This window comes from Levilactobacillus acidifarinae DSM 19394 = JCM 15949, from assembly GCF_001434835.1.
In the GTDB taxonomy this organism is placed as follows: Bacteria; Bacillota; Bacilli; order Lactobacillales; family Lactobacillaceae; genus Levilactobacillus; species Levilactobacillus acidifarinae.
Genome location: NZ_AZDV01000026.1, coordinates 455637 through 478792, shown reverse-complemented (window position 1 = coordinate 478792; position 23156 = coordinate 455637). Strand labels below are relative to the sequence as shown.

Sequence of the window (23156 nt, the reverse complement as noted above, 5' to 3'; positions counted from 1 at the left end):
TGGGTAAACGATCCGCTTTTTGCGTGATGGCTAGGGTTGTGTCGGCAATTGACTCAATTCCTGCAGTAGGGTTTGGGCGATCACTGCGGGTGGCTCGGGGGTCTCCTGAGCCATCCAGGCATTGAGGGTGGTCCATAACCCGCCGATGAGAAAATTGGTGAGGTAAGCGGTGGTTGAGACTGGGTTTAGCCCTAAATCTTGGGGGGTTAGGGCGACCCGAGACTGGGTCAGCAAGCCCATGAATAGGTTTTGGCGAATGAGCAAGCGTAGCCGCTGGCGTTCGGGCCACCAGAATTGAAAGAAAAAGGTCATGGCGGTCTGTAAATCAGGGGTAGTGGTCAGATTCGCTTGACGCGCGGACTGGTACTGACGTAAGAGCCGGTTGCCATAAAAGGCTAGTAGGTCGTCTTTATTCGCGAAGGACCGGTAAAAGGTTCGCCGGGCGAGTTGGGCTTGGGTGGTCAAATCCGTGACCGTGATTTCGCCGTAGTGGTTGTCGGCGAGTAAGGTAAATAACGCGTCGACCAGCATCTGCCGTGATTGTTCAGCTAAACGTTCTTGTCCGTTCATGCGGAGGCCTCCTGTCACAGGTGTTACCTGTGACGTTTTAAGGTTAGTATACCCGAAAAAGCGGTAGGTGTCACAACTGCGTCACGAGAACTCAAATGAGGCCGGTTGATGGTTCGTAAGTCATGTGGTCGCTACCGGAATGATTAAATTATTAATCATTAAATAAAATACTTTAACTAAAATGCTAATATCACGCCGTGGCTCAAGGACAACCCCGCCAAAAAGCGCCCACCACAAGGGTGAGCGCTCCGAATTTAATGGGTCAGTTGATTGAAGGCCACGACTTTGAACGCGGGTTTAGTCACGTATTTGGCATAACCCTTGTAGAAGTGTAACTGGTGCTTAGAGACGACCTTGACTTGGTAGGTCATTCGTTGACCGTCGAACTGGACCGTAGATCCCTTAGGCGAATATTGGATGCCACTTAACCGGTAGACGTGATGCCCTAAGGTTTGGTACTTTAACTTTTTCAAGCCGTACCCTGGTAGCTTGGCGTAGGTATTTTTAGCGTTAGTGGCCTGTAGTAAATTCCCCGTACTTTTAGTCGCCGAATAAGTGATGTAGGCCTGGTTGTCGCCAGTCCCGTTGTGGTACCAGGTCTTGCGTAGGCTCTTTGGCGTCCCCGAATGCCAGGTCAGAGTCTTGGCGTTGGCTTGTATCGTGGTCCCCGTCCATACGGCAGTACCGAGTAGGAGGGTTAACCCCAGTCCGTTGATTAATTTCATGTTATTAAACTCCCCGTAGAATTAGCAGCTTTTTCGGTCGTCAGAATTTGGACCTCGTTAAGTATACCAGGCCTCCTGGTTATTAGACAGGTACTAATTTACGCAATTGGTCAGTTAGCACCGAACCAAAATTGAAAAAAACTTTAAGGTTAGGTAGGCGACTTTGCAAACCCAGATGACCATGCTAACCTTAGAAAGGAAATTCGCCTAGGGCCGATAACCGCGAGATGAGGGGAACCGGGGACCTGGGTATGAGGGGAGTCAGTCATTTGAATAAACAACAAGGCATGGAATTAATGAACTACTGGGAGGCCAAGACTAATGGGTAAGCGCTTGCTACAAGCCCTGGGCCCCGTCTTATTAGCGGGAATTCTGGTGTTGATCGTGTTATTTTCACCGGGAAACTTTGGCCTCAAACACGTGGGGGTGGGAACCGAAAAACGGGCGGCGGTATCGCTATCCGCCAACGTTTTAAAGGGAGAACACATCAAGCAGGCCGCCTTTCGGGAAAACTACGTGCCCTTTATGGGGTCGTCCGAATGGTCGCGGTTTGAACCGACCCACCCGGCGGTCTTGGCCCAGAAGTATCGGCGGTCTTACCGGCCCTTTCTGTTGGGCGCCCGGGGCACCCAATCGTTGACCCAGTTTCTGGTCATGCAAAATCTGCAGGGCACCCTGAAAAATGGGCGGGCAGTCTTCGTGATCTCGCCGCAATGGTTCGTCAAGGACGGGATGCGGCCGGACGCCTTTGCCTTCTACTACTCCCAACTACAGACCGTTGAGTGGTTGTTAAAGGACCGGCACAGTGCCATGGACCGCTACGCCGCTCAACGGTTGTTACACTTACCGGGCGCCAAATCGGACCAGCTGTTAAAAGCGGCACTCCACCGGACGGCGACCGGTCACGCGCTGACGGCGCATCAATTATTTTATTTAAAACTTAAACGGCAACTACTGACTCGCGAAGACCAGTTCTTCTCAAGCGTCAACCTGCCGTCGCTCAATTCGGCACACGTGGCTCAGCAGGCCGCGTTATTGCCCCGTCACGAGTCGTATCAGGCCTTGGATCGGTTGAGCGTGCGTTTGGGGCGCGAACAGACCAACAATAATCGGTTTGGAATTCGAAATCAATTCTATAATCAGGGCCTGAAGAAGCCGGTTCAGCAGGGTAAACTGCGGGGCTTTCAGCGGACGTTGGACTACACACGCTCGCCCGAGTTTGCGGATTTTCAGTTAGTCTTAGATCAATTTGCCCGACTACACACCAACGTCTTATTTGTGATTCCCCCGGTTAATGCCAAGTGGGCCCGTTACACGGGACTCTCAACGACGATGCTTAGGCAGTTTGACCGCAAGCTTCGTTACCAGCTGCAATCCCAGGGGTTCACCCACGTTTGTGACCTGAGTCGTCAAGGCAACGTGCCGTACTTCATGGCCGACACGATTCATTTAGGTTGGCGGGGGTGGTTGGCCATGGATCAACGGGTTAAACCGTTTTTGACCCAGCCGCAAGCCCGCCCGCACTACCAGTTAAACGATCAATTCTACACGAAGACGTGGCAACAGCTATCACCTAATCGCTTAACCCAATACGCAACGCAACATTAATTAATGAGGCACCCGGATCGTTTAGCCGGATGCCCTTTTAGTTGGATAAGAGTCGCGGAACCTGGCGTTATTTTGATAGAGTGGGCCTTAGGAGATGAGGCGGATGTCACTAGGAGAAACGCTAAAAAAGGTGCGGCAGCAACGCGGCTGGACCCAACAACGGGTCGCTACGGGGCTATGTTCCCAGTCGTTGTTATCGGCCATCGAACACGACCGCTACCGGCCCAATGCTCAACTATTTATGGCCCTGTGCCGCCGGTTGGCGATTTCGCTGGACCAGGTGAGCTTGGCTCAGGGAGTCACGGCGAGTCCGACGGCGGCGGTTAACCGGCACTTGGAACAATTGTGTAACCGTCACGAATACGCGGCGCTGAGGGCCGATTTACTCGCACCCGCAACCGTGGCGCAAGTGCTCACTGCCGCGCAGACCCAAGCCTACTATTATTACCTGGGCGTGGCGGAGTTTCAGGTGGATCCCTCGTTGACGGCGGCCGGGGATCATCTCAGGTTAGCGGTTAATTTGGGGCGTCGGTGCCAACCCTTAACGACGATGACGCGGTTGAGTTGGGCGGCATTTGCCGTGGTGACTCAGCGTCAGGGCCGTCCGCAAGCCGCCAAACGGGCGTTGATGCAGGCGACCACGGGAATCGAACGTGCCGCTTACGAAAAGAACTTAAACATTGTGTTTTACCTGGCGGCACTGATGACTTGTGACCAGCCCGCTACGGCGACACACTGGCTTCAACGTGGCATTGCCTTTGCGACCCAGCACGATACGCACTATTTATTGGCTAATGATTACTACTTATTGGCGCAATTAGCGGCCCGTCAGTCTGATCCGGCCGGTCAACGAGATGCTTGGCAAAAGTCCCAATTTTTGACCGACCTGTTTCACGAAAAAGTCTATCGGTCGACCGGATTATCAGAATTCTGATTTTAAGTGACGCGGCGTGACGCGTAGAGTGGGGGCATCATTAAAGGAGGTTAGTTTCAATGACAACCCATTTATTCCGTCTTACAATCATGGTGCCCGCGACAGTAACGCAGGTGCATCAGCTATTACTCACGCCCGAACGACTGTCGCAATGGAATCCGGGGATTGGGACCCTGACGGTGCGCCCCAACGGGTGGGTGATTACACGTTCGGCCCCTGCCTTGAACCGTTACGAGATCCTGACCGTAACCGCTACGACGCGACAGGTCGTGTATCACAGTACCGAGGGTCGCTTGACTTATCTGCTACGGTTCGACTTAACCCCACAGGGAGGCCAAACACGGGTGACCGAAGATTTGATGCTAACGAGGCCGGTCGGCAGGACGTTACCTTTAACGCTGTTGGCGGTCAACGCTAAACCCGCTTTTCAGGCAAATCTGCAACGTTTAGCGGCGTTGTTGACCAAAACGGTTCAATGAGCCCAACGCTGACGTCCCTCTTACGCGTGATGCTTCTACTGTGGGGGTTGCGCTGGGGATTACAAGTACTGCTGTTAATTGTTGGTCTGGGGATGGGCTACTGGTGGTGGCGTCACCGATAGCTTGAGGAATTTTGGCGAGACTGTCCCGTTGATTAATCACCAAGACTTGAAATTATCGGTGAATTATGAAATGATTAAAAATAAATGAGAATTTATTTAGAGGGGAAGCCATCAGATGAAGATTCAAGAAGGTTACATGCCGTTTCACGGATTTAAAACGTATTATCGCATCGTGGGGGAGCCAAATCCCGATAAGGCCCCGTTATTACTGTTGCACGGCGGACCGGGGTCGTCCCATAACTACTTCGAACTGCTAGACGATTACGCCAACACCGGTCGCCAATTGATTATGTACGACCAAGTCGGTTGCGGCAAGTCCTCGTTACCAGAAGACGAGGGCGTCTACGTTAAGGAAACCTGGGCCGAAGAATTAGTGGCGCTGCGGCAATACCTGCACCTAGACCAGGTCCACATGTTGGGCCAGTCCTGGGGTGGGATGCTGGAAATGCTGTACCTGACGAATTACAGTCAGGCGGGGGTCAAGAGCGTGATGATCGATGGCTCACCGGCTTCCATTAAGCTGTGGACCCAAGAACAGCACCGTCTCATTTCTTATCTGAGCTACGAAGACCGCGAAGCCATTGCCGAAGCGGAACGGACCGGTCACTTTGACGGTCCTAAGTATTTAGCGGCCAATGATCGGTACATGGAGCGCTACTGCTGGGATGATCCGGACGAAAATTCACCGGAACCCCTCCGGCGGCCGACAAACGGTCAACGGGCGAGCCGCATTGCCGAGGGCCCGAACGAGTTTACCGAAAACGGGACCATCAGTGATTTTGAACTGACCGACCAGCTGCATAAAATTCATGTTCCAGTGCTGGTGACCAACGGAACCGACGATCTTTGCACCCCATTGATTGCTAAATCCGTTTACGATCACATTCCGGGGGCCAAGTGGCATCTGTTTGCCAACAGTCGGCACCTGGCCTTACTGGACCAGCATGACGAATTCATGCGGGTCTTAGATCACTGGTTAACGGCTAACGATTAGAAAAAGGCTGAGGCGAGTGCCCACACGGCGCACTCGCCTCAGTTTTTTGAATTTAGAGAGCAAGTTAATTGTATTTAGCCAGCGAGCGACTATAATGATTAATCTATCAATTTAACAGGAACCGAGTGAAAAGTTAAGCGTTTTGCTTGGACGATTTTCGGCTTCGTGGTATTATATATTATGTATTTCTACGCACGAATTCCAATCAAAGAGTCGCACTTTTCGGGTTACCGGGGTGCGACTTTTCAAGGCTAGGGTGCGGGACTTAACGCGGAAGGGGGCTAACGATGGCGAAGATTCCGGAAGACGTGATTGAAACCGTCCGCACAGCAACCAACATTGCCGATGTGGTTGGTCAGTATGTTCAGCTAAAGAAGTCCGGAAAAAACCTCTTTGGCTTGTGTCCCTTTCACGAGGAACGGACCCCGTCGTTTTCCGTATCGGAAGATAAGCAGATTTTTCACTGCTTCAGTTGTGGCCGGGGTGGCAACGTCTTTAAGTTTTTGATGGAGCTCGAGCACGTCAGCTTTCGTGAAGCCGTAGTCAAGGTCGCCGATTTCAGTCACGTGGATCTCGATACCGAGTACCGCGAAGAGGCCAACGCGCCGGCCGTGGATTCCAAGACCGGGCAACTGATTGAGCTGCACGAACAGGCGGCCAAGCTGTACCACCACATTCTGGTGAACACGGAAATGGGCCAACCGGCCTTAGACTACCTGCATCAGCGGGGACTGACCGATGCGACGATTGAGCAGTATCAGTTGGGCTTTGCACCGGGGCAGCGGTTACTTAAACCGTTTTTCGAGCAACGGCAGGCGGATTACCAGCTATTACGGCAGAGTGGTCTGTTCATTGAAAATACGCAGGGGGAACTGCGGGACCGCTTTACCGAGCGGGTCATGTTTCCGCTGCGCAATGCGAGCGGTCACGTAGCGGCCTTTTCTGGGCGGGTGTTGCAAAAGACTGAGGACCAACCGAAGTACCTCAATAGTCCCGAAACGGCCCTGTTTACCAAGAGTCGCTTACTCTTCAACTTTGATTTAGCCCGACCGGCCATTCGCCAAGCGGGAGAAGTCACGTTATTTGAAGGGTATATGGACGTGATTTCGGCGGCCCAAGCGGGGGTCCTTAACGGGATTGCCTCGATGGGCACTAGTTTGACCACCGAGCAGATCTACGCCATCGAGCGTACCACGGATAAGATCAACGTCTGTTACGACGGGGATACGCCGGGACAACGAGCGACGCAACGGGCAATCGGCCTGTTACAGCAGCATAGTCATTTGCAAGTGAGCGTGATCCAGTTACCGGAGGGCCAAGATCCGGACGAGTATCGGCGCGCTCACGGCGACGAAGCGTTCCAGCAGGTGATGCAAAGCGCAAAGGAAACGCCCATTCGGTTCCAGTTGCGCTATTTGCGGCGGGAGCGGGCCTTAGACACCGACAGTGAGCGGTTAGCCTACCTGAACGACGTCATGCCGTTGTTGGCCCAGGTGACCGAACCGGTCGCGTTAGACCTGTATCTCAACCAGTTAGCCAGTGAATTTCAACTGGATAAGGCGGCGTTGGTCGCACAATTAAAGCAGGTGCGGCAAAGCACGGCAGCCCAACAGGAACGGCAGCACGTTGCCGCGCCGCAACCGGCACCCATGACGGCACCCGCTGAAATCGTGCACCAACAACGGCGGCCCTTGACACGCTTAGAACGTGCGGAGCGACAACTGTTGTACTGGTTGTTACACGACCGCAACGTCTGGGCCAAAGTCAGTCAAGTTCCCGATTTTTGTTTCGTGCACGATGATTATCAAGTGATTTATACCCTGGCCCAGGGTTATTTTCAAACACACCAAGCGTACCAAAGTGCTCAGTTCACCGATTTTATCCAGGAGGAACGACTCCAGCAACTCGTGATTGAATTGGAGTCAACCATTTCTCTGGCGGCGGTCACCCCGCGAGAAATTGACGACTATCTGAAGGTCATCATGGATGAAGCCCCGTTAGACGCGCAGCTTCGAACTAAGAAGCGCGCGTTAACGGAGGCATCGCGACTGGGCGATGCGGCCCAACAGCGCCAACTCGTCATCGAGATTGTGCAGTTGGAGCAACAACGACAGGCAAACAAACAAGTTTAGTCTAGGGGGTATTTTAATGGCAAAAAAGACCACGGATCAACCAATGTTTGATCAAAAGGCATACAACAAAACGGTGCGGGCATTAATTAAGAACACCAAAAAAGCCGGCCACATGACGTACGATGAACTCACTGATAAGGTGGCTTCACCTTACTCGCTGGATGCCAAGCAGATGGATAAGTTATTAGAGACGATTTCCGATGCCGGGATTAGCGTGGTCGACGCAAAGGGTGAACCAGACCCACGGGCCGTTAAAGCTCAAAAGGCGGTTTCAAAGAAAGAATTAAAGGAAGCTTCCACCACTACCGGGGTTAAAATCAACGATCCCGTGCGGATGTATCTGAAGGAAATTGGGCGGGTCAGCCTGTTAACGGCGGACCAAGAAGTTGCCTTAGCTCTCCGGATCGAAAAGGGCGACGAAGCGGCTAAGCAAGAATTAGCCGAAGCCAACTTGCGGTTGGTGGTTTCCATCGCTAAGCGTTACGTGGGCCGGGGGATGCAATTCCTGGACCTGATTCAAGAAGGGAACATGGGCCTCATGAAGGCCGTCGAAAAGTTCGACTACCGTAAAGGGTTCAAGTTCTCCACGTACGCAACTTGGTGGATTCGTCAGGCGATTACGCGAGCGATTGCGGACCAAGCCCGGACCATTCGGATCCCAGTTCACATGGTTGAAACCATTAACAAGTTGATTCGGATCCAACGGCAACTGCTCCAAGACTTAGGGCGGGAACCAACCCCTGAAGAAATTGGGGCCGAGATGGACATGCCGACCGAAAAGGTCCGCGAGATCTTAAAGATTGCGCAAGAACCCGTTTCGTTGGAAACCCCAATTGGGGAAGAAGACGACTCTCACCTGGGCGACTTTATTGAAGACCAGGATGCGACGAGTCCCGCCGATCACGCGGCTTACGAACTGCTCAAAGAACAGCTCGAAAGTGTGCTGGATACCTTGACCGACCGGGAAGAAAACGTTCTGCGGTTACGGTTTGGGTTAGACGATGGCCGGACGCGGACTTTGGAAGAAGTCGGTAAGGTCTTCGGGGTTACCCGGGAACGGATTCGGCAGATTGAAGCCAAGGCCCTCCGGAAGTTGCGTCATCCTTCTCGGAGTAAGCAATTAAAGGACTTCTTAGAATAGTTCCGTAAAAGTGACGATTAGCGACGGCTGATCGTCGCTTTTTTTGTGGAAAATTTTAATTTAGGCTTAAGACGACTTAACCGCTTAACTTTTAATTGACAGGAACTAGGAAGTTCGGTATTCTATGATAGTCAGTTAGTTAGTTGAGTAATTAACCAATATAGAGGAGTGAGGAATATGAAAATTTGGGGAAAATTAGGGGCCACGGTGTTGGTCTTAGGCGTGGTCTTAATTGGTGGGGCAGTCATTTTACCCGGTCTAACCAAGAATAAGGGCTCCGAGATGGCCATGGCCATTGATAACGTGAACCCGTTGGTGACGACCGAGACCGTGTACGCCGGGACTAATGACCAACCGGTCCGACAGTTCATTGGTGGTGGGGGCGAGAAGGAATACGAGTATCGCTTGGTGACCTATAATGCGAAGGGTCAAGCCCGGACGGTGACCTTTGATGCTCAGTGGCGTCTCAAACGCGGGAAGTACTTGGCGATTCGGACCAAGGGTCAAAACGTCGAGTCTTGGCAGGCGGTGGCCCGGGAAGCGGTTCCCAGCGGTGTTCGCCAGAATATTTTAATGGCGTAGCATCAAAGCGAGTTTGGCAGCTAAAGCGGCTAAACTCGCTTTTTAGGTTGGCCTTTAACCCTAAACCAGGTGATACCTGGCTGAAATCGTTTACATAGAAAAATAGGCCCTAACGCTGTGTTTTATTGGGTAAAAAGTCTTGAAAAATACGCTAAAGGGGATATAATGTATCTCGTTTAATGGGACTTAATTTGGGGTGAAAGGAGGAAGTTCTGGTGAAAGCCAAACCGAGCTTAGAGCAGGCACTTTGTATCGTGGCCTTGTTGGGCATTCAGGACCGGCAGATTCCGTTACAGAGTCGGCTAGTGGCCGAACGACTGGGCATCTCGACTAGCTATCTGAAAAAAATTGTACAAAAATTGGCTGGTGCGCAGATTGTCAAAACCGTGGCGGGGCGTGATGGGGGCATTGTACTGACCAGAGATCCCCACCAAATCACCCTGTTAGACGTCTTTGATGCGATTGAGGGGCCACACCCGTTCATCACCAATACGGGGTTGGTTAACAAGGTGTTTGGGCTGGATCAAAAGGCCGAGTTCATGCGGACCTTTCAGTTGAAGAACTTTCGGGATCAACGTCCGGTAGCCAACGTCTTAGCCGTTTTTGACCAGGCCGAGGCGGCTTATCGTCAGCAACTCGCTTCACTGACGATTGGGGCGGTCTTACCCACGGATGGGACTCAAGCACTCCAACTAGACTGGACGCGTTGGCTCACGCGGTAAACCGCTAAAGAGACCTAAGCAAGAGAGAATTGAATTTTTAGGAGGTTTTTCACGTTTTGCGCTGGATGAATAAACACTACATCTGGAACGTGATCGGCTGGTTGGTTATTGTGCTACTGGCCGTCATCACGATTCCCAACATGAGTAAATTAGTTGCCGATAAAGGGCAGATTACCGTGCCCAGTAGCTATCAAAGTACCCGGGCCACCAACATGCAAAAACAATGGGGGCGTTCACAACGGGGAACGACGGCCGTGGTCGTGGTCTTTAATAACGGCGACTCGGCTTTGACGGGGACCCAAAAGACCGCCATCGATCACACGATTCAACGGATTAAAAATCACGAGGATCAATATCAGATTCGTTCCGTTACGGCGGCCAGTGATAGCGCCACGGCCGCTTCGCAGTTGATTTCTAAGGATAAGAGTACCCAGTTGCTACAGTTAAACGTCCACAAGTCGTCGAGTCATTCCATCACGACGATTCGCTCGCAGATTACCCGATTGGCCAAGACCAGCGGGGTGACCACCTACGTGACCGGGGCGGACGTTTTGAACCAAGACTTCTCGGATGCCACGCAGGCCGGGGTCCAGAAGACCGAAATTATTGCCGCCATTTTTATTTTCTTAGTTCTTTGGTTGGTCTTCCGTTCGCCGATTACCCCACTGTTTTCGTTACTGACCGTGGCGGTTTCGGTGATCACCTCGATTTCGGTGGTCGCTAATTTAGTCGATCGCTTCAACTTCCCGTTCTCCAACTTCACGGAAGTCTTCATCGTGATCGTGTTGTTCGGGATTGGGACCGACTATAATATCTTGCTATATAACGAGTTTCGAGAGCGTTTGGCCAACGGTAAAGATCGCTATACTGCCACTAAAGAGGCGATCCGAATTGGAGGCCGCACGGTGTTATATTCCGGGCTATCCGTGTTAATCGGGATGAGCGTCTTGGGGTTTGCCAACTTCTCGCTGTACCGGTCCGCCGTCGGCATTGCCGTGGGGGTCGTGGTCTTATTAGCGGTTCTGTTGACGTTAAACCCGTTTTTCATGGCGATTTGTGGGCCGAAGATGTTCTGGCCGGTCAAGAAGTTCCAGGGTGAAGGCGATAGCCGACTCTGGCACAACATGGCTAAACATTCGATGATTCGTCCCGTCATTACGTTAGTCCTGGTCGGGATTATCTTTATCCCACTGGCTTTGACGTCCCACGGTACCTTAGACTACGATAACTTGGTGGAAATTGGCGATAACGTGCCTGCCAAGCAAGGGTTCAAGGTGGTTCAGCAACACTTCTCCAAGGGGACGGCCGAACCGACCACGATTTACATTCAGAGTAGCCATAAGCTAGATAACGAAGACTCCTTGAAGTTAGTGGACCAATTAACGAAACAACTGCAACAAACGCCGGGAGTCAAAACGGTCGCTTCCGCTACGCAACCGGGTGGTAAGGCCATTCAGAGTCTTTACGTGCACAAGCAGATGGGTTCCGTTACCACGGGGTTGAATAAAGCCCGTAAAGGGGTCAATAAGATTAATAAGGGGCTCAAGTCGGCCAATAAAAAGTTGAGCAGCCAGGATGTTTCCGGTGCGGTCAGCGACGCTAAAAAGTTGGCTACCGGCTCTGAACAACTAAACGAAGGGTTACAACAATTGAATACCCAGATTTCCGGGAGTTCTAGCAGTACCAGTGGGGTGACGAGTTCACTGACCACGATTGGCACGCAGGCCCAAGACATTAAGACCCAACTTGAAACAATTCAAAGTGCGGTCGCCAGTGCTTCGGGGACGTCAAGTAGTTCAACGAACGTCGCAGCGGCCTTTACGGCGGCGGGGGCCCCATTGTCCGCGACGCAAAAGCAGGTATTGGCCAGTGTTCTGGCGCAACAGGCCACAACGCAACAGCAACTTCAGGCCACGTTAAGTCGGTCGTTGACGCAAATCGCCAACGACACCGCCGCCATCGGAACTGCCGATCAAGCGGTCGCCACGCAACTCCAGGCCCTTCAGAGTTCAACACAGACTCTACAGAGCTCCGTTGCGCAGTTGGCCTCGGGCGCCAGTCAGGTTGCCACGGGGAACCAAACCATGGCGACACAATTGGCAGATATGAGCCAACAATTAACCACGTTGAGTGCGGGCTTAGGGTCTGCTACGACGGGGCTGTCGAGCGTTTCGACGGGGGTTGATTCGGCAAATACCTACCTGAAGGGCTTACAAAAGTCCGCGGCAGCGAAAACCTTCTACATCCCAACCAAGCAATTGCATGGTAAGTCGTTTGCACCGGCCTTGAAGACTTACTTGTCACCGAACAAGAAGTTGACTAAACTGACGGTGGTCTTAGACGATGATCCTAGCTCCGCGGCGGCAATGGCGCGTCTGCCGAAGCTGGAAAAGATCGTCAACGGGTCGCTCAAAGGAACCAGTTTGGGACACGCGCAAGTGGCCTTCGGAGGCAACACCTCACAGACCAACGACATTAATGAGATGGCGTCCGGTGACTTTACGCGGACGGTGATCATCATGTTAGCCGGGATCTTTATCGCCCTAATGGTGGTGACCCGGTCGTTGGTTCAACCAATCGTGATCGAAGGTATCTTGATTCTGGCCTACTCCGGCGCCTTAACGCTGGTTCACTGGTTGGCCAAACCGGTACTGGGCACCAACATGTTGACTTGGAACACACCGTTCTTTACGTTTGTCATGTTGATCTCGTTAGGGGTCGATTACTCGATCTTCCTGATGCGTAAGTACCGCGAGTACCTGCACGAACCCGGGGCAACCAGCACCAAGATGCTTCAGGCCGCCACGGTCATTGGGACCGTGGTCATCTCGGCCGGCATCATCTTGAGCGGGACGTTTGCCGCGTTGATTCCATCCGGGGTCATGACGTTGATTCAAATTGCGTTGGCCGTGATTTTAGGGATTGTCTTACTGATTATCCTGCTGCCAATCGTGATGCCAGCGGTCATGAAGATTACCTACCCGTACCCGTATTCCGGAATCGCCCGGCACGCGAATGCTGAGGCCCGCGAAACGGAGAAAAAAGAGTAAGTCGTTAAAAGCGTTAGGTCACTTAAAGTAGTCGGGGTCCCAGACTTTTCAGTCGCGGGCTTCGGCTACTTTTTTGATGAGTGAAGGGGCCGGTGGTAGCGTTAAACTGGGTATCTAAAACCATCGACTTAGCTTATACTAAAGGGTAAACCGTCAATTTAGAGAGGAAGTTATGATATGGATGCAGACCACTTGTCACGGCGCCTAGCGACCGTGGCCCGATACATTCCCCAGGGAAGCCGGTTGGCCGACATTGGGACCGATCACGCCTACCTGCCCGTTAACCTCCTGAAACGGGGAATCATCGCGGGGGGCGTCGCCGGTGAGGTAGTGCGCGGTCCGTTTGAAAACGCCCAACACGAGATCCAACGTGAGGGCTTTAGCGACCGCTTGACCGCTAGATTGGCCAACGGTTTACAGGCCATCGAACCGGGAGACCACGTCGACACCGTCGCCATTGCGGGGATGGGCGGCACGCTGATCACCAATATTTTGACCCAGGATTTTGACCGGTTAGCGGGCGTGACGCGCCTGGTCTTACAGCCCAACGTTAGTGCCAACCAGATTCGTCAATTCTTAATGACCCATGGGTTTAAATTGGTGGCCGAAGAGATCTTGGCCGAAGACGGCCACATCTACGAAGTCCTGGTGGCCGACCGGACGACCGAAACGGTCAGCTATACGGCCGACGAGTTACGGTTCGGCCCGTTTCTCTTGGCGGCACCGAACGACGCCTTTATCGCCAAGTGGCAGCACGAGGCCCAGCGAACCCGCGAGGTCTTACAGCAGATGCAGGGGGCCAAACAAGTGCCCACTGCTAAGGTGGCGGCATTGACCGCCGAATTACACCAGATTGAGGAGGTCTTAGCCCATGCGCGCGCGTGAGTTCGTGGAACGCTTCGAACAATTTGCCCCAAAGTCCTGGGCGGAACCCTGGGACGTGCCCGGGTTACAGTTGGGGGATTTAAACGCCCCGGTGCATAAAATTTTGGTCACACTAGACGTACGGCCGGAAACGGTTCAAGAAGCCATTGACGTGGGGGCCGACTTCATTTTTGCCCATCACCCGGCCATGTTTCACCCGGCCAAAACGCTAGATCTGAGTGTGCCGCAAAACCAGATGTACGCGACCATTCTGGCCCACCACATTACGGTGTACGCGGCCCATACGAATTTGGATAGTGCGCCAGGGGGGATGAACGATTGGTTGGCCACGGCGTTGGATTTGCAAAATTGTGAGGGCCTGGTTCCCAGTAACGGACAAGGCGCAACACCGACCGTGACCATGGGCCGGGTGGGTGAACTAGCCCAACCGACGACGGTCCGGGCGTTTGCCGAACACTGTAAGACTGTCTTTGGACTGAAGGGGTTACGGTTGATCAGCCACACGCCGGCAGCGTCCGTCAAGCGAGTGGCCGTCTTGGGGGGCAGTGGTAGTGAATTCTACCCCGCGGCTTTGGCCCACCACGCCGACGTGTACGTGACCGGGGACGTGTCTTACCACCCGGCCCACGACATGTTGGCGGCGGGGTTGAGTGTGATCGATCCCGGGCACCACATTGAAAGTATCTGTCAGCCGCAACTGACCCAGCTATTTACCACCTGGGCCGGCGAAAATAACTGGGACGTGGCCATTCAGGCGACAACCCTAAACACCGACCCGTTTACTTTTCTTTAACCGGACCGGCGTGTAAACTAACGATGGTGACAAATTAAGTTGAGGAGTGATTTTTTTGGCAAAGTATGCAAACCTGATTCCCCGTTTCTTGGACTACGTGAAGGTTAACACCCGTTCGGACCCGCAATCGACGACGATTCCGTCGACGCCCCGTCTGACCGAGTTTGCCAACCGGCTGGTGCAAGACCTGACCGCGATTGGCCTGAACAACGTGCATATCAACCCGCAATCGGCCTACGTGTACGCGACGTTACCGGCCAACACCGCTAAAGCCGTGACCAAGATTGGGTTCATTTCCCACTTTGATACCGCGGATTTCAACAGTGAAAACATCCGACCCCAAATTGTCGAGAACTACGACGGCCAGTCCGTGATTAAGCTGGACGCCGCGGGGAAGTACACGTTGGATCCGGCGGTCTTTCCGAACTTAAAGAACTACCGGGGCGATACCCTGATCACGACCGACGGCACGACGCTACTCGGGGCCGATGATAAATCCGGAGTTGCCGAAATTATGGCGGCCGCCGAGTATCTATTGGCACATCCGGAAATCAAGCACGGTGAGATTAAAATCGGGCTGGGACCGGACGAAGAAATTGGGACCGGGGCGGACCACTTTGACGTGGCCGACTTTGGGGCCGACATTGCTTACACGGTCGACGGGGGTCCCCTGGGACAGTTAGAATATGAAACCTTTAACGCAGCGGACGCTCAGGTCGAGATTACCGGGACCAACGTGCATCCCGCCGAGGCCAAGGGGGTCATGGTCAATGCCTCTCAGGTGGCCATGGACTTTCACGCGGGCTTACCGGTTCACGACCGGCCGGAAAATACGGAAGGCCGTGAAGGGTTCTTCCACCTGTACAGCATGACCGGCGACGTGGATTCGGCGCACCTTAGCTACATCATCCGGGATCACGACCGGCAGATCTTCGAAGATCGTAAGCGGCTCTTCCAGGGCGTGGCCGATCAGCTGAACCAAGCCTTCGGTCAAGACCGGGTTCAGGTCACCCTCAAGGATCAGTACTACAACATGCGCGAAGTTCTCGAAAAGGACATGCACGTGGTTGAACTGGCCAAACAAGCCCTCGAAGACCTTGATATTCAGCCACTGATCTTCCCGGTTCGCGGGGGAACCGATGGCTCGAAGATCTCGTTCATGGGGTTACCAACGCCGAACCTGTTTGCTGGGGGCGAAAACATGCACGGCCGGTTCGAGTACGTCTCCGAGCAGACCATGGAAAAGGCCACCGACGTCCTGATCAAGATTGTGGCGTTAGCGGAACAGCAGGCTTAAATTAATTAGTCAAAATTGGTCAAATTATTTTGAATTTGGTCTAAAATCAGTTAGAATATGATTGAAAATTGAGGTTGACCGTTGGTTGCCTCTTTTTTAGTCTAACGATTTAAGTTAAATTTGAAACGGAGGAATCCTCATGGACCCAGAAAAAATGACCCAAGCCCTGACCGACGCGCTCGGTGAGGCTCAACGAATTGCCGTGACCCGGAAACACCAGGCCGTCACGGTCGCCCATTTATTCAAGTTTCTCGTCCAACCCGGGGAGTTAGCCCGGCAGTTGTTTCAAGACGCGGGCGTCGACGTCGTGCAATTAGACGCCGAACTTGACCGGGAGTTAGACGGGATTAGTCAGGTGACGGGGAGTGGCGTGCAGTACGGCCAAACCTTCTCCAATAATCTAACCGAACTCTTACAACAAGCGGACCAACTCCGCGAGAAATACCACGACGATTATTTGGCCATCGACACGGTGGTTTTAGCCGTGATGCATTTGACCGGTGAAAGTCTGACCGACTATTTAAAGCAACGAGGATTAACCACTAGCAAGCTGAAGCAGGCCGTTGACCAACTTCGTGGGGGGGAACGGGTGACCTCGAAGAACCAAGAAGACCAGTACAAGGCCCTAGAAAAGTACGGGACCGACCTGGTTAAGGCCATGCGCAGTGGTAAAATCGATCCCATCATTGGGCGCGACGACGAAATTTTGTCCGTCATTCGGATCCTATCACGTAAAACCAAAAACAATCCGGTCTTAATCGGGGAACCCGGGGTCGGGAAGACGGCCATTGTCGAGGGCCTGGCCCAACGCATCGTGCGCGGTGACGTCCCCGACAACCTGAAGGATAAGACGCTCTTCTCGCTGGACATGGGGTCTTTGATTGCCGGGGCCAAGTACCGCGGAGAATTCGAGGAACGGTTGAAGGCCGTCTTGAAGGAGGTCACCAAGAGTGACGGCCAAATCATCATGTTTATCGACGAAATCCACAACATCGTAGGTGCCGGCAAGGCCGAAGGAAGTATGGACGCCGGCAACCTGTTAAAACCGATGCTGGCCCGCGGCGAACTACACCTGATTGGGGCCACGACGTTAGACGAGTACCGCCAATACATGGAACAGGATAAGGCACTCGAACGGCGGTTCCAACGTGTCGTGGTCAACGAACCTAGCGTGGAAGACACCGTCACCATCTTGCGGGGCATCCGTGAACGTTTTGAGATCCACCACGGCGTGCGGATTCACGATAACGCGCTGGTGGCCGCGGCCAAATTATCCGACCGGTATCTAACCGACCGGTTCTTACCCGATAAGGCCATTGATCTGGTCGACGAGGCTTCCGCGTCCATCCGGGTGGAAATGAACTCGGCGCCCACGGAATTGGATCAGGCCCGTCGTCAGATGATGCGCATGCAGGTTGAACAGACCGCATTGAAGCAGGAAACCGACGCGGCGTCGCAGGCGCGTTTGAAGGAACTGAAGAAACAACTGGCCGATACCAAAGAAAAGGTTGACCGGTTGAGTGCCCAGTGGAACGACGAGAAATCGGCCATCCACCAGTTAGGCGACAAGAAGACCGAGTTGGATCAGGCCAAGCGGGATTTGACGACTGCCGAAAGCCAGTACGACCTGACCAAGGCGGCCGAATTACAACACGGCACGATTCCACGGTTGGAAAAAGAACTCGCTGGTCTGGAGGCCCAGGATCAACAGAAACACTGGTTGGTCTCCGAATCCGTCACGGCCAACGAAATTGCGGCCGTAGTCAGCCGCATGACGGGTATCCCGGTCACCAAGCTGGTTCAGGGCGAACGGGAGAAGTTGCTGAAATTGGCCGATCGCTTACACGACCGGGTCGTGGGACAAGACCAAGCCGTCAGCGCCGTGGCCGATGCCGTGTTGCGGTCGCGCGCCGGGCTACAGGACCCGACCAAACCGTTAGGCTCCTTCCTCTTTCTGGGGCCGACCGGGGTCGGGAAGACCGAACTGGCCAAGGCGTTAGCGGCTAACCTGTTTGATAGCGAAGACCACATGGTCCGCATCGACATGAGTGAGTACATGGAAAAGGAATCCGTGTCCCGGTTAGTCGGAGCGGCGCCCGGTTACGTGGGCTACGAAGAGGGAGGCCAGTTGACCGAGGCCGTGCGGCGCAACCCGTACACCATTGTGTTGTTTGACGAAGTGGAAAAGGCCCACCCCGATGTTTTTAATCTCTTACTACAGGTCTTGGACGACGGACGGTTGACCGACAGTCAGGGCCGAACCGTGGACTTTAAGAACACCATTTTGATTATGACGTCAAACCTGGGGTCGGACATCCTGTTACAGGGGACCGACGACCAGGGCCACATTCAACCGGAGGCCCAAAAACAGGTGGCGCAACTCTTACAAGCCCACTTCCGCCCAGAATTTTTGAACCGGATCGACGACACCATCATGTTTACGCCGTTGACCTTAGCCGACGTTCAACAAATCGTGGTCAAGTTGATTGGCCATCTGGCAACCCGGTTACACGACCAGCAATTGGACCTGACGATTACGCCGGCCGCTCAAGCCTGGATCGCTAAGGCGGGTTACTTGCCAGCGTACGGGGCGCGACCACTGCAACGGTTCATTACCATGCACGTGGAAACGCCGCTGGCCAAGGAACTGATTGCCGGGAAGATTCCCGCCCACAGTCTGATTACCATCGATGTGGCCGACGATCAGTTGAGCTTTACCCATGCCCGCCAGACTAAATCTGAAAATTAACGTTTCTTCGAATCCCGGGATGACCACTGGTCGTTCCGGGATTTTGACGTTTATATCGAAAAAGTTATCGTAACGATACACAGCATTTACAGGGAACATACGCGCTCTTTACACGCGGTCCCTACACTGAACCTAACGCTAAATGATAAGGAAGTGGCAGAATGTCGATTGAGTTATCAGGATTAGGAAAGACTTATCAACCCGATGAGTGGGTCCTACATGACGTGAGTGCCCGGATCGCTAGCGGAGAGTTTTTTGCCATTGTGGGACCGTCGGGGTGCGGCAAGAGTACGTTGCTACGAATGATTGCGGGACTGACTCCCATCACGGCGGGAAATTTAAAGATCAATGGTCGGGTCGTGACGGATTTACCGCCTAAGGAACGGCAGCTCACCATGGTTTTTCAAAGTTATGCGCTGTTTCCGTTTCTTTCGGTCCAGGCGAACGTGGCGTTCGGGTTGAAGGCCCGTAAATTCCCCCCGGCCGAAATTGACCAACGGGTTACCCGCGCGATTCAACTCGTTGATTTGACCGCGTTTCGGGACCGTAAACCCCGGGATCTATCCGGCGGGCAACGCCAACGGGTTGCCCTGGCCAGAGCGATTGCCAGCGAGGCTAAACTTTGCTTAATGGATGAACCGTTGTCTAACTTGGACGCGCAACTCCGGGTCAAGATGCGCACGGAATTGCGGCGGTTGCAACAACAGCTGGGGTTGACCGTGATCTACGTGACCCACGATCAGGTGGAAGCCATGACCATGGCGGACCATATCATGGTTTTACACGATCACCAGGTCCAACAAATCGGGACACCGTTAGACCTCTATCACCATCCCGCAAACACCTTTGTGGGCAGCTTCTTTGGGGCGCCACGCATGAACCTACTACCGGCACGGGTCAGCGAGGCAACCGAATTAACTTTGGCGCAGACCTTAAAGGTGGCGCTTCCCCGACCGCTACCGGTGGCCGATTATACGGTCGGCATTCGGCCGAACGCCATTACGGTGCTACCGGCCGGCACGGGGGCGCCCTGTGCCACGGTCCAAACCGTGGAATACTTAGGGGCCCAGACGTTACTAGAAACCCAACTACCGGATGGAACCGCGTTGGAATTGATTGGGGTGGCCCCGGCTGATTATCGCCCGGGCGACCGAGTGGCCGTTCAACTAACGGGAACGCTTTACGTGTTTGACGCGCAGGGGCGTGCCCGGATGACGCTGGAAGGGGGCGTGGTGCATGGAAATGACGCACAAACCGTTTCCGTCGCCGACCAAAGCTAAATCGGTGGCCAAAGAACGACCGCGAGGCTTCAACGGACATCGCCACGATAAGTATGTTGCGGCGGCGTTTCTGGGCCCTTCATTGGTGGTACTCGGAATTTTCGTTTTTTATCCGATGCTCAAAACCCTGTATCTTAGTTTGTTTTTAACGAACAACGTGGGTCGCCCCACCGTTTTCGTGGGGCTTAAAAACTACGGAACCTTGCTGGCGTCGAGCGCTTACCGGGCCAGCTTTCAGGCGACCCTGATCTACGTTTTCAGCGTGGTGGTGTTGACGCTAACGGTGGGGGTGCTCTTGGCCCAGGCCGCCGTGCAAAAATTGGCGGGAATTCGGTGGTTTCGGACCATCTTTTCCGCCACCATGGGGGTGTCGGTCTCGGTGGCCGCCATCTTCTGGCTGTTTATCTTTAGTCCATCGGTCGGGTTACTCGATCAATTGGCGGCGAGTCTGCATCTCCCGGTGATCAACTGGTTAACCACCCCCGGCTGGGCCATGGTCGCCATTATCGTGTCTACGGTGTGGATGAACCTCGGGTTTACCTTTTTGATCTTGTTCGGGGCCCTGCAGATGGTGCCGACCACGCTCTACGATGCCGCGGCCGTTGAAGGCGCGTCACCGCGTTACCAATTCCTGCACGTGACGCTCCCGATGATTTCGCCCACCCTGTTCTTTACGGCGACCGTGACCTTGATTGGGGCGTTTAAGAGCTTTGGGCTGATCGACTTGATGACGGCGGGGGGGCCGAATAACGCGACGAACCTGATGGTTTATCAAGTCTACCGGGATGCGTTTCTGACCGGGAATTACGGACAGGCTAGTGCGGAGTCGATGATTTTAGCCGTCGTGATTGCGGGATTGACGTGGGTACAGTTCAAGTTTTTGGAAAAGCGAGTGACCTATGAATGATGCAAATTAATAACCGACATCTGATTTGGCGGTACCTGGGCTTGGGACTGTTGGCCTTACTGATTTTAGGGCCCTTTATTCTGGGCGTGTGGACCAGTCTGCTACCCACGGCCGAGATTGCTAAGGGGGCCTTAATCGGGGGCCCCGTGTCGTTGGCCAATTACGGGGCGGCCGTCCACCAGACGGCCATTCTTCGGTATTTGCTGAATAGTTTGGTGATTGCCACTCTGACCACGATTGCCCAGGTCTTGCTGTGTTCCTTGGGGGCCTACGCCTTTGTCTTTTTGACCTTTAAAGGGCGCGAAGCCTTATTCTACGTCATCTTGGCCACCATGATGTTGCCCTTTGAAGCTGAGGTGATTCCAAACTTCGCCACGGCGCGGCAGTTCAATTTATTGAACCATTATGCAATCTTGGTCTTGCCATTTTTGACCTCGGCGTTTGGCATTTTCATGTTACGCCAGGCCTTTCGGCAGATTCCGGGAGAACTTAAAGAAGCCGCGGACATCGAAGGCCTTAATCCTTGGCAGTTTTACTGGCACGTGGTCTTGCCTTACGCGCGGATCAGTTTGGTGACGCTAGCGGCCTACAGCTTTTTGGGCAGTTGGAATCAATACCTGTGGCCGATGTTGACCACCTTTAGCGACCGTTTTCGCCCCGTCCAGGACGGCTTACGGCAACTTCAGTCCCAAGAAACGTTTAATAATTGGGGGATGATTCAGGCCAGTGCCGTGATCGTGGTGTTGCCCACGTTGATCGTTTTGTTCGTGGGTCAGCACTTCTTTAAGACCGGACTTAATCAGGGAGCGACAAAATCATGAAACGAATACGAAAGTTATGGGGTTGGCTAGCCCTGCTAGTGGTGGGCGTGACGTTGATCGGCACTGGTTGGGCCACGCACCAAGCCGCGGTGGCGCGGGCCGTCCCGCACCGGACTAAAATCCTTTTTTGGCACGAAATGACGGGTCCCGCGCAGCAGGAACTTCTACGGTTGGTCCAAGGGTTCAATCGCTCACAGACGACCTACCAGGTAGTCCCCGAATTTGAGGGGAACTATAACGAGGCCGTTCAAAAGGTGATCGATACCCACGGGACCACGGCGTCCCCGGCGGTCTTTCAGTCCATGGACATCTCGACCAGTCAACTGGCCCACACGGGAAACATCACCCCGGTCCAGAAATATATTGACGAGGACCACTACGATTTGAAGCAGATTGCACCGGGAGCCCGGGCCTTTTACGCGAACCGGGGCGTGCAACTGTCGATGCCGTTCAACACGTCACAACCGGTGCTGTACTACAACGCCACGTTACTGAAAAAATACCACATTACGCCCCCGCCGGTCGCACCGACCTATCAAGATATTACCCGGGTCGCGACCCAGTTAACGGACCGGTCGCACCACAAGGTCCAGGGGATGACGGTGGAAATCTACGGCTGGTTGTTTGAACAGTTTCTGGCCAATTCGGGTGAGGAATTGGCGAACCAGCACGACGGGCATACCGGCACACCGACTGAGGTTAACTTTACCAGTCCGGGGGCGTTAACGGCGATGCACTGGATTCAAACGAACCTTCAACGGGGCATCTTTGTGAACTACGGTGCCGGCGCTAACGCCCAAAGCAACGAAACGGCTAGTTTCTTGTCCGGACGACTGGGAATGTTTCTTCAAAGCTCCGCCCTCATCGGCCAACTGACCACGGGAAATCCCGATCGGTTGGGCATCAGCGACTACCCCCATCCGGTCGGCAAGCGGGCCAACGGGGTCGCCATCGGGGGCGCGTCGCTCTGGTTGTCAAACGATAAGTCGGCCCACGTCCAACGGGGCGCCTGGGACTTTATCAAGTACCTGATGACGGCTAAGAGTCAGGCGGCTTGGCAGGTCGCTACGGGGTATTTGGCCCTGAACCAACGGTCGGCTCAGACACCCGCGTTACGCGCCCTGTTTCGAAAACTCCCAGCGACTAGGGTGCCGGGCAATCAGCTGCGGGCAACGGCACCGAACCAGACGAACTCGGGAATCTTTTTACAGGGTCTGATTCAGGAACGTAACTTGACCCAAACGGCCATGGAACAGATCTATCAAGGCGCCGACCCGCGCCGGGCACTAAGTACGGCGCAGCGGGCAATGACGTCCTACGTTCAAAATAATAACCGGGCAAACGGTTACCAGAAATAGAGGAGGG

At 53.8% G+C, this 23156-nt stretch carries 19 protein-coding genes; 17 read left to right on the top strand and 2 right to left on the bottom strand.

Annotation, left to right across the window (positions count from 1 at the left end; all coding sequences use genetic code 11):
- Window positions 1–30: 30 nt before the first annotated feature.
- Complete coding sequence (locus FD25_RS09990; RefSeq protein ID WP_057803811.1) at window positions 31–570, bottom strand: TetR/AcrR family transcriptional regulator; 540 nt, start codon at window positions 568–570, stop codon at window positions 31–33.
- 254 nt (window positions 571–824) lie between these two features.
- Window positions 825–1295: a hypothetical protein gene (locus FD25_RS09985; protein WP_057803809.1), complete on the bottom strand. Its 471-nt coding sequence runs from the start codon at window positions 1293–1295 to the stop codon at window positions 825–827.
- A gap of 321 nt (window positions 1296–1616) precedes the next feature.
- Between FD25_RS09985 and dltD the strand changes: the two genes are divergently transcribed.
- From dltD to FD25_RS09900, 17 genes are all read left to right on the top strand, one after another.
- Window positions 1617–2903: a D-alanyl-lipoteichoic acid biosynthesis protein DltD gene (gene dltD, locus FD25_RS09980; protein WP_057803807.1), complete on the top strand. Its 1287-nt coding sequence runs from the start codon at window positions 1617–1619 to the stop codon at window positions 2901–2903.
- A gap of 103 nt (window positions 2904–3006) precedes the next feature.
- Window positions 3007–3837: a helix-turn-helix domain-containing protein gene (locus tag FD25_RS09975; protein ID WP_057803805.1), complete on the top strand. Its 831-nt coding sequence runs from the start codon at window positions 3007–3009 to the stop codon at window positions 3835–3837.
- A gap of 59 nt (window positions 3838–3896) precedes the next feature.
- On the top strand, window positions 3897–4316 hold the full coding sequence (locus FD25_RS09970; RefSeq protein WP_057803803.1) for an SRPBCC family protein: 420 nt from the start codon (window positions 3897–3899) through the stop codon (window positions 4314–4316).
- A gap of 237 nt (window positions 4317–4553) precedes the next feature.
- The gene (pepI, locus tag FD25_RS09965) at window positions 4554–5432 is read left to right on the top strand and encodes a proline iminopeptidase (RefSeq protein WP_057803799.1); all 879 of its coding nucleotides are present in this window, start codon (window positions 4554–4556) and stop codon (window positions 5430–5432) included.
- Window positions 5433–5719: 287 nt separating this feature from the next.
- The gene (gene dnaG, locus FD25_RS09960; protein ID WP_057803797.1) at window positions 5720–7564 is read left to right on the top strand and encodes a DNA primase; all 1845 of its coding nucleotides are present in this window, start codon (window positions 5720–5722) and stop codon (window positions 7562–7564) included.
- A gap of 10 nt (window positions 7565–7574) precedes the next feature.
- Window positions 7575–8705 carry an RNA polymerase sigma factor RpoD gene (gene rpoD / locus FD25_RS09955; RefSeq protein ID WP_371862390.1) on the top strand — a complete coding sequence of 377 codons (1131 nt, stop codon included), beginning with the start codon at window positions 7575–7577 and terminating at the stop codon, window positions 8703–8705.
- Between the two features lie 177 nt (window positions 8706–8882).
- Window positions 8883–9287 carry a YxeA family protein gene (locus FD25_RS09950; protein ID WP_057803794.1) on the top strand — a complete coding sequence of 135 codons (405 nt, stop codon included), beginning with the start codon at window positions 8883–8885 and terminating at the stop codon, window positions 9285–9287.
- A 215-nt stretch (window positions 9288–9502) separates the two neighbouring features.
- Window positions 9503–10009 (top strand): RrF2 family transcriptional regulator, encoded by a 507-nt coding sequence (locus FD25_RS09945; RefSeq protein WP_057803792.1) that lies wholly within the window; start codon window positions 9503–9505, stop codon window positions 10007–10009.
- A gap of 65 nt (window positions 10010–10074) precedes the next feature.
- On the top strand, window positions 10075–13059 hold the full coding sequence (locus FD25_RS09940; protein WP_225428517.1) for an MMPL family transporter: 2985 nt from the start codon (window positions 10075–10077) through the stop codon (window positions 13057–13059).
- A gap of 177 nt (window positions 13060–13236) precedes the next feature.
- Entirely contained in the window at window positions 13237–13944 is a 708-nt protein-coding gene (locus FD25_RS09935; RefSeq protein ID WP_057803788.1) for a tRNA (adenine(22)-N(1))-methyltransferase, read from the top strand.
- Window positions 13931–14737, top strand: a complete 807-nt coding sequence (locus FD25_RS09930; RefSeq protein WP_057803786.1) for a Nif3-like dinuclear metal center hexameric protein — start codon at window positions 13931–13933, stop codon at window positions 14735–14737. The genes FD25_RS09935 and FD25_RS09930 overlap by 14 nt, the downstream gene beginning before the upstream one ends.
- Before the next feature lie 55 nt (window positions 14738–14792).
- Window positions 14793–16034, top strand: coding sequence for a peptidase T (pepT, locus tag FD25_RS09925; RefSeq protein ID WP_057803785.1), 1242 nt, complete (start codon window positions 14793–14795; stop codon window positions 16032–16034).
- A gap of 139 nt (window positions 16035–16173) precedes the next feature.
- The gene (gene clpB / locus FD25_RS09920; protein WP_057803783.1) at window positions 16174–18783 is read left to right on the top strand and encodes an ATP-dependent chaperone ClpB; all 2610 of its coding nucleotides are present in this window, start codon (window positions 16174–16176) and stop codon (window positions 18781–18783) included.
- A 161-nt stretch (window positions 18784–18944) separates the two neighbouring features.
- Window positions 18945–20063 carry an ABC transporter ATP-binding protein gene (locus FD25_RS09915; protein ID WP_057803781.1) on the top strand — a complete coding sequence of 373 codons (1119 nt, stop codon included), beginning with the start codon at window positions 18945–18947 and terminating at the stop codon, window positions 20061–20063.
- Window positions 20020–20970 carry a carbohydrate ABC transporter permease gene (locus FD25_RS09910; protein WP_057803779.1) on the top strand — a complete coding sequence of 317 codons (951 nt, stop codon included), beginning with the start codon at window positions 20020–20022 and terminating at the stop codon, window positions 20968–20970. Before FD25_RS09915 ends, FD25_RS09910 begins: the two co-directional genes overlap by 44 nt.
- Window positions 20967–21791: a carbohydrate ABC transporter permease gene (locus FD25_RS09905; protein ID WP_057803777.1), complete on the top strand. Its 825-nt coding sequence runs from the start codon at window positions 20967–20969 to the stop codon at window positions 21789–21791. Before FD25_RS09910 ends, FD25_RS09905 begins: the two co-directional genes overlap by 4 nt.
- The gene (locus FD25_RS09900; protein WP_057803774.1) at window positions 21788–23149 is read left to right on the top strand and encodes an ABC transporter substrate-binding protein; all 1362 of its coding nucleotides are present in this window, start codon (window positions 21788–21790) and stop codon (window positions 23147–23149) included. The genes FD25_RS09905 and FD25_RS09900 overlap by 4 nt, the downstream gene beginning before the upstream one ends.
- Window positions 23150–23156 lie beyond the last annotated feature (7 nt).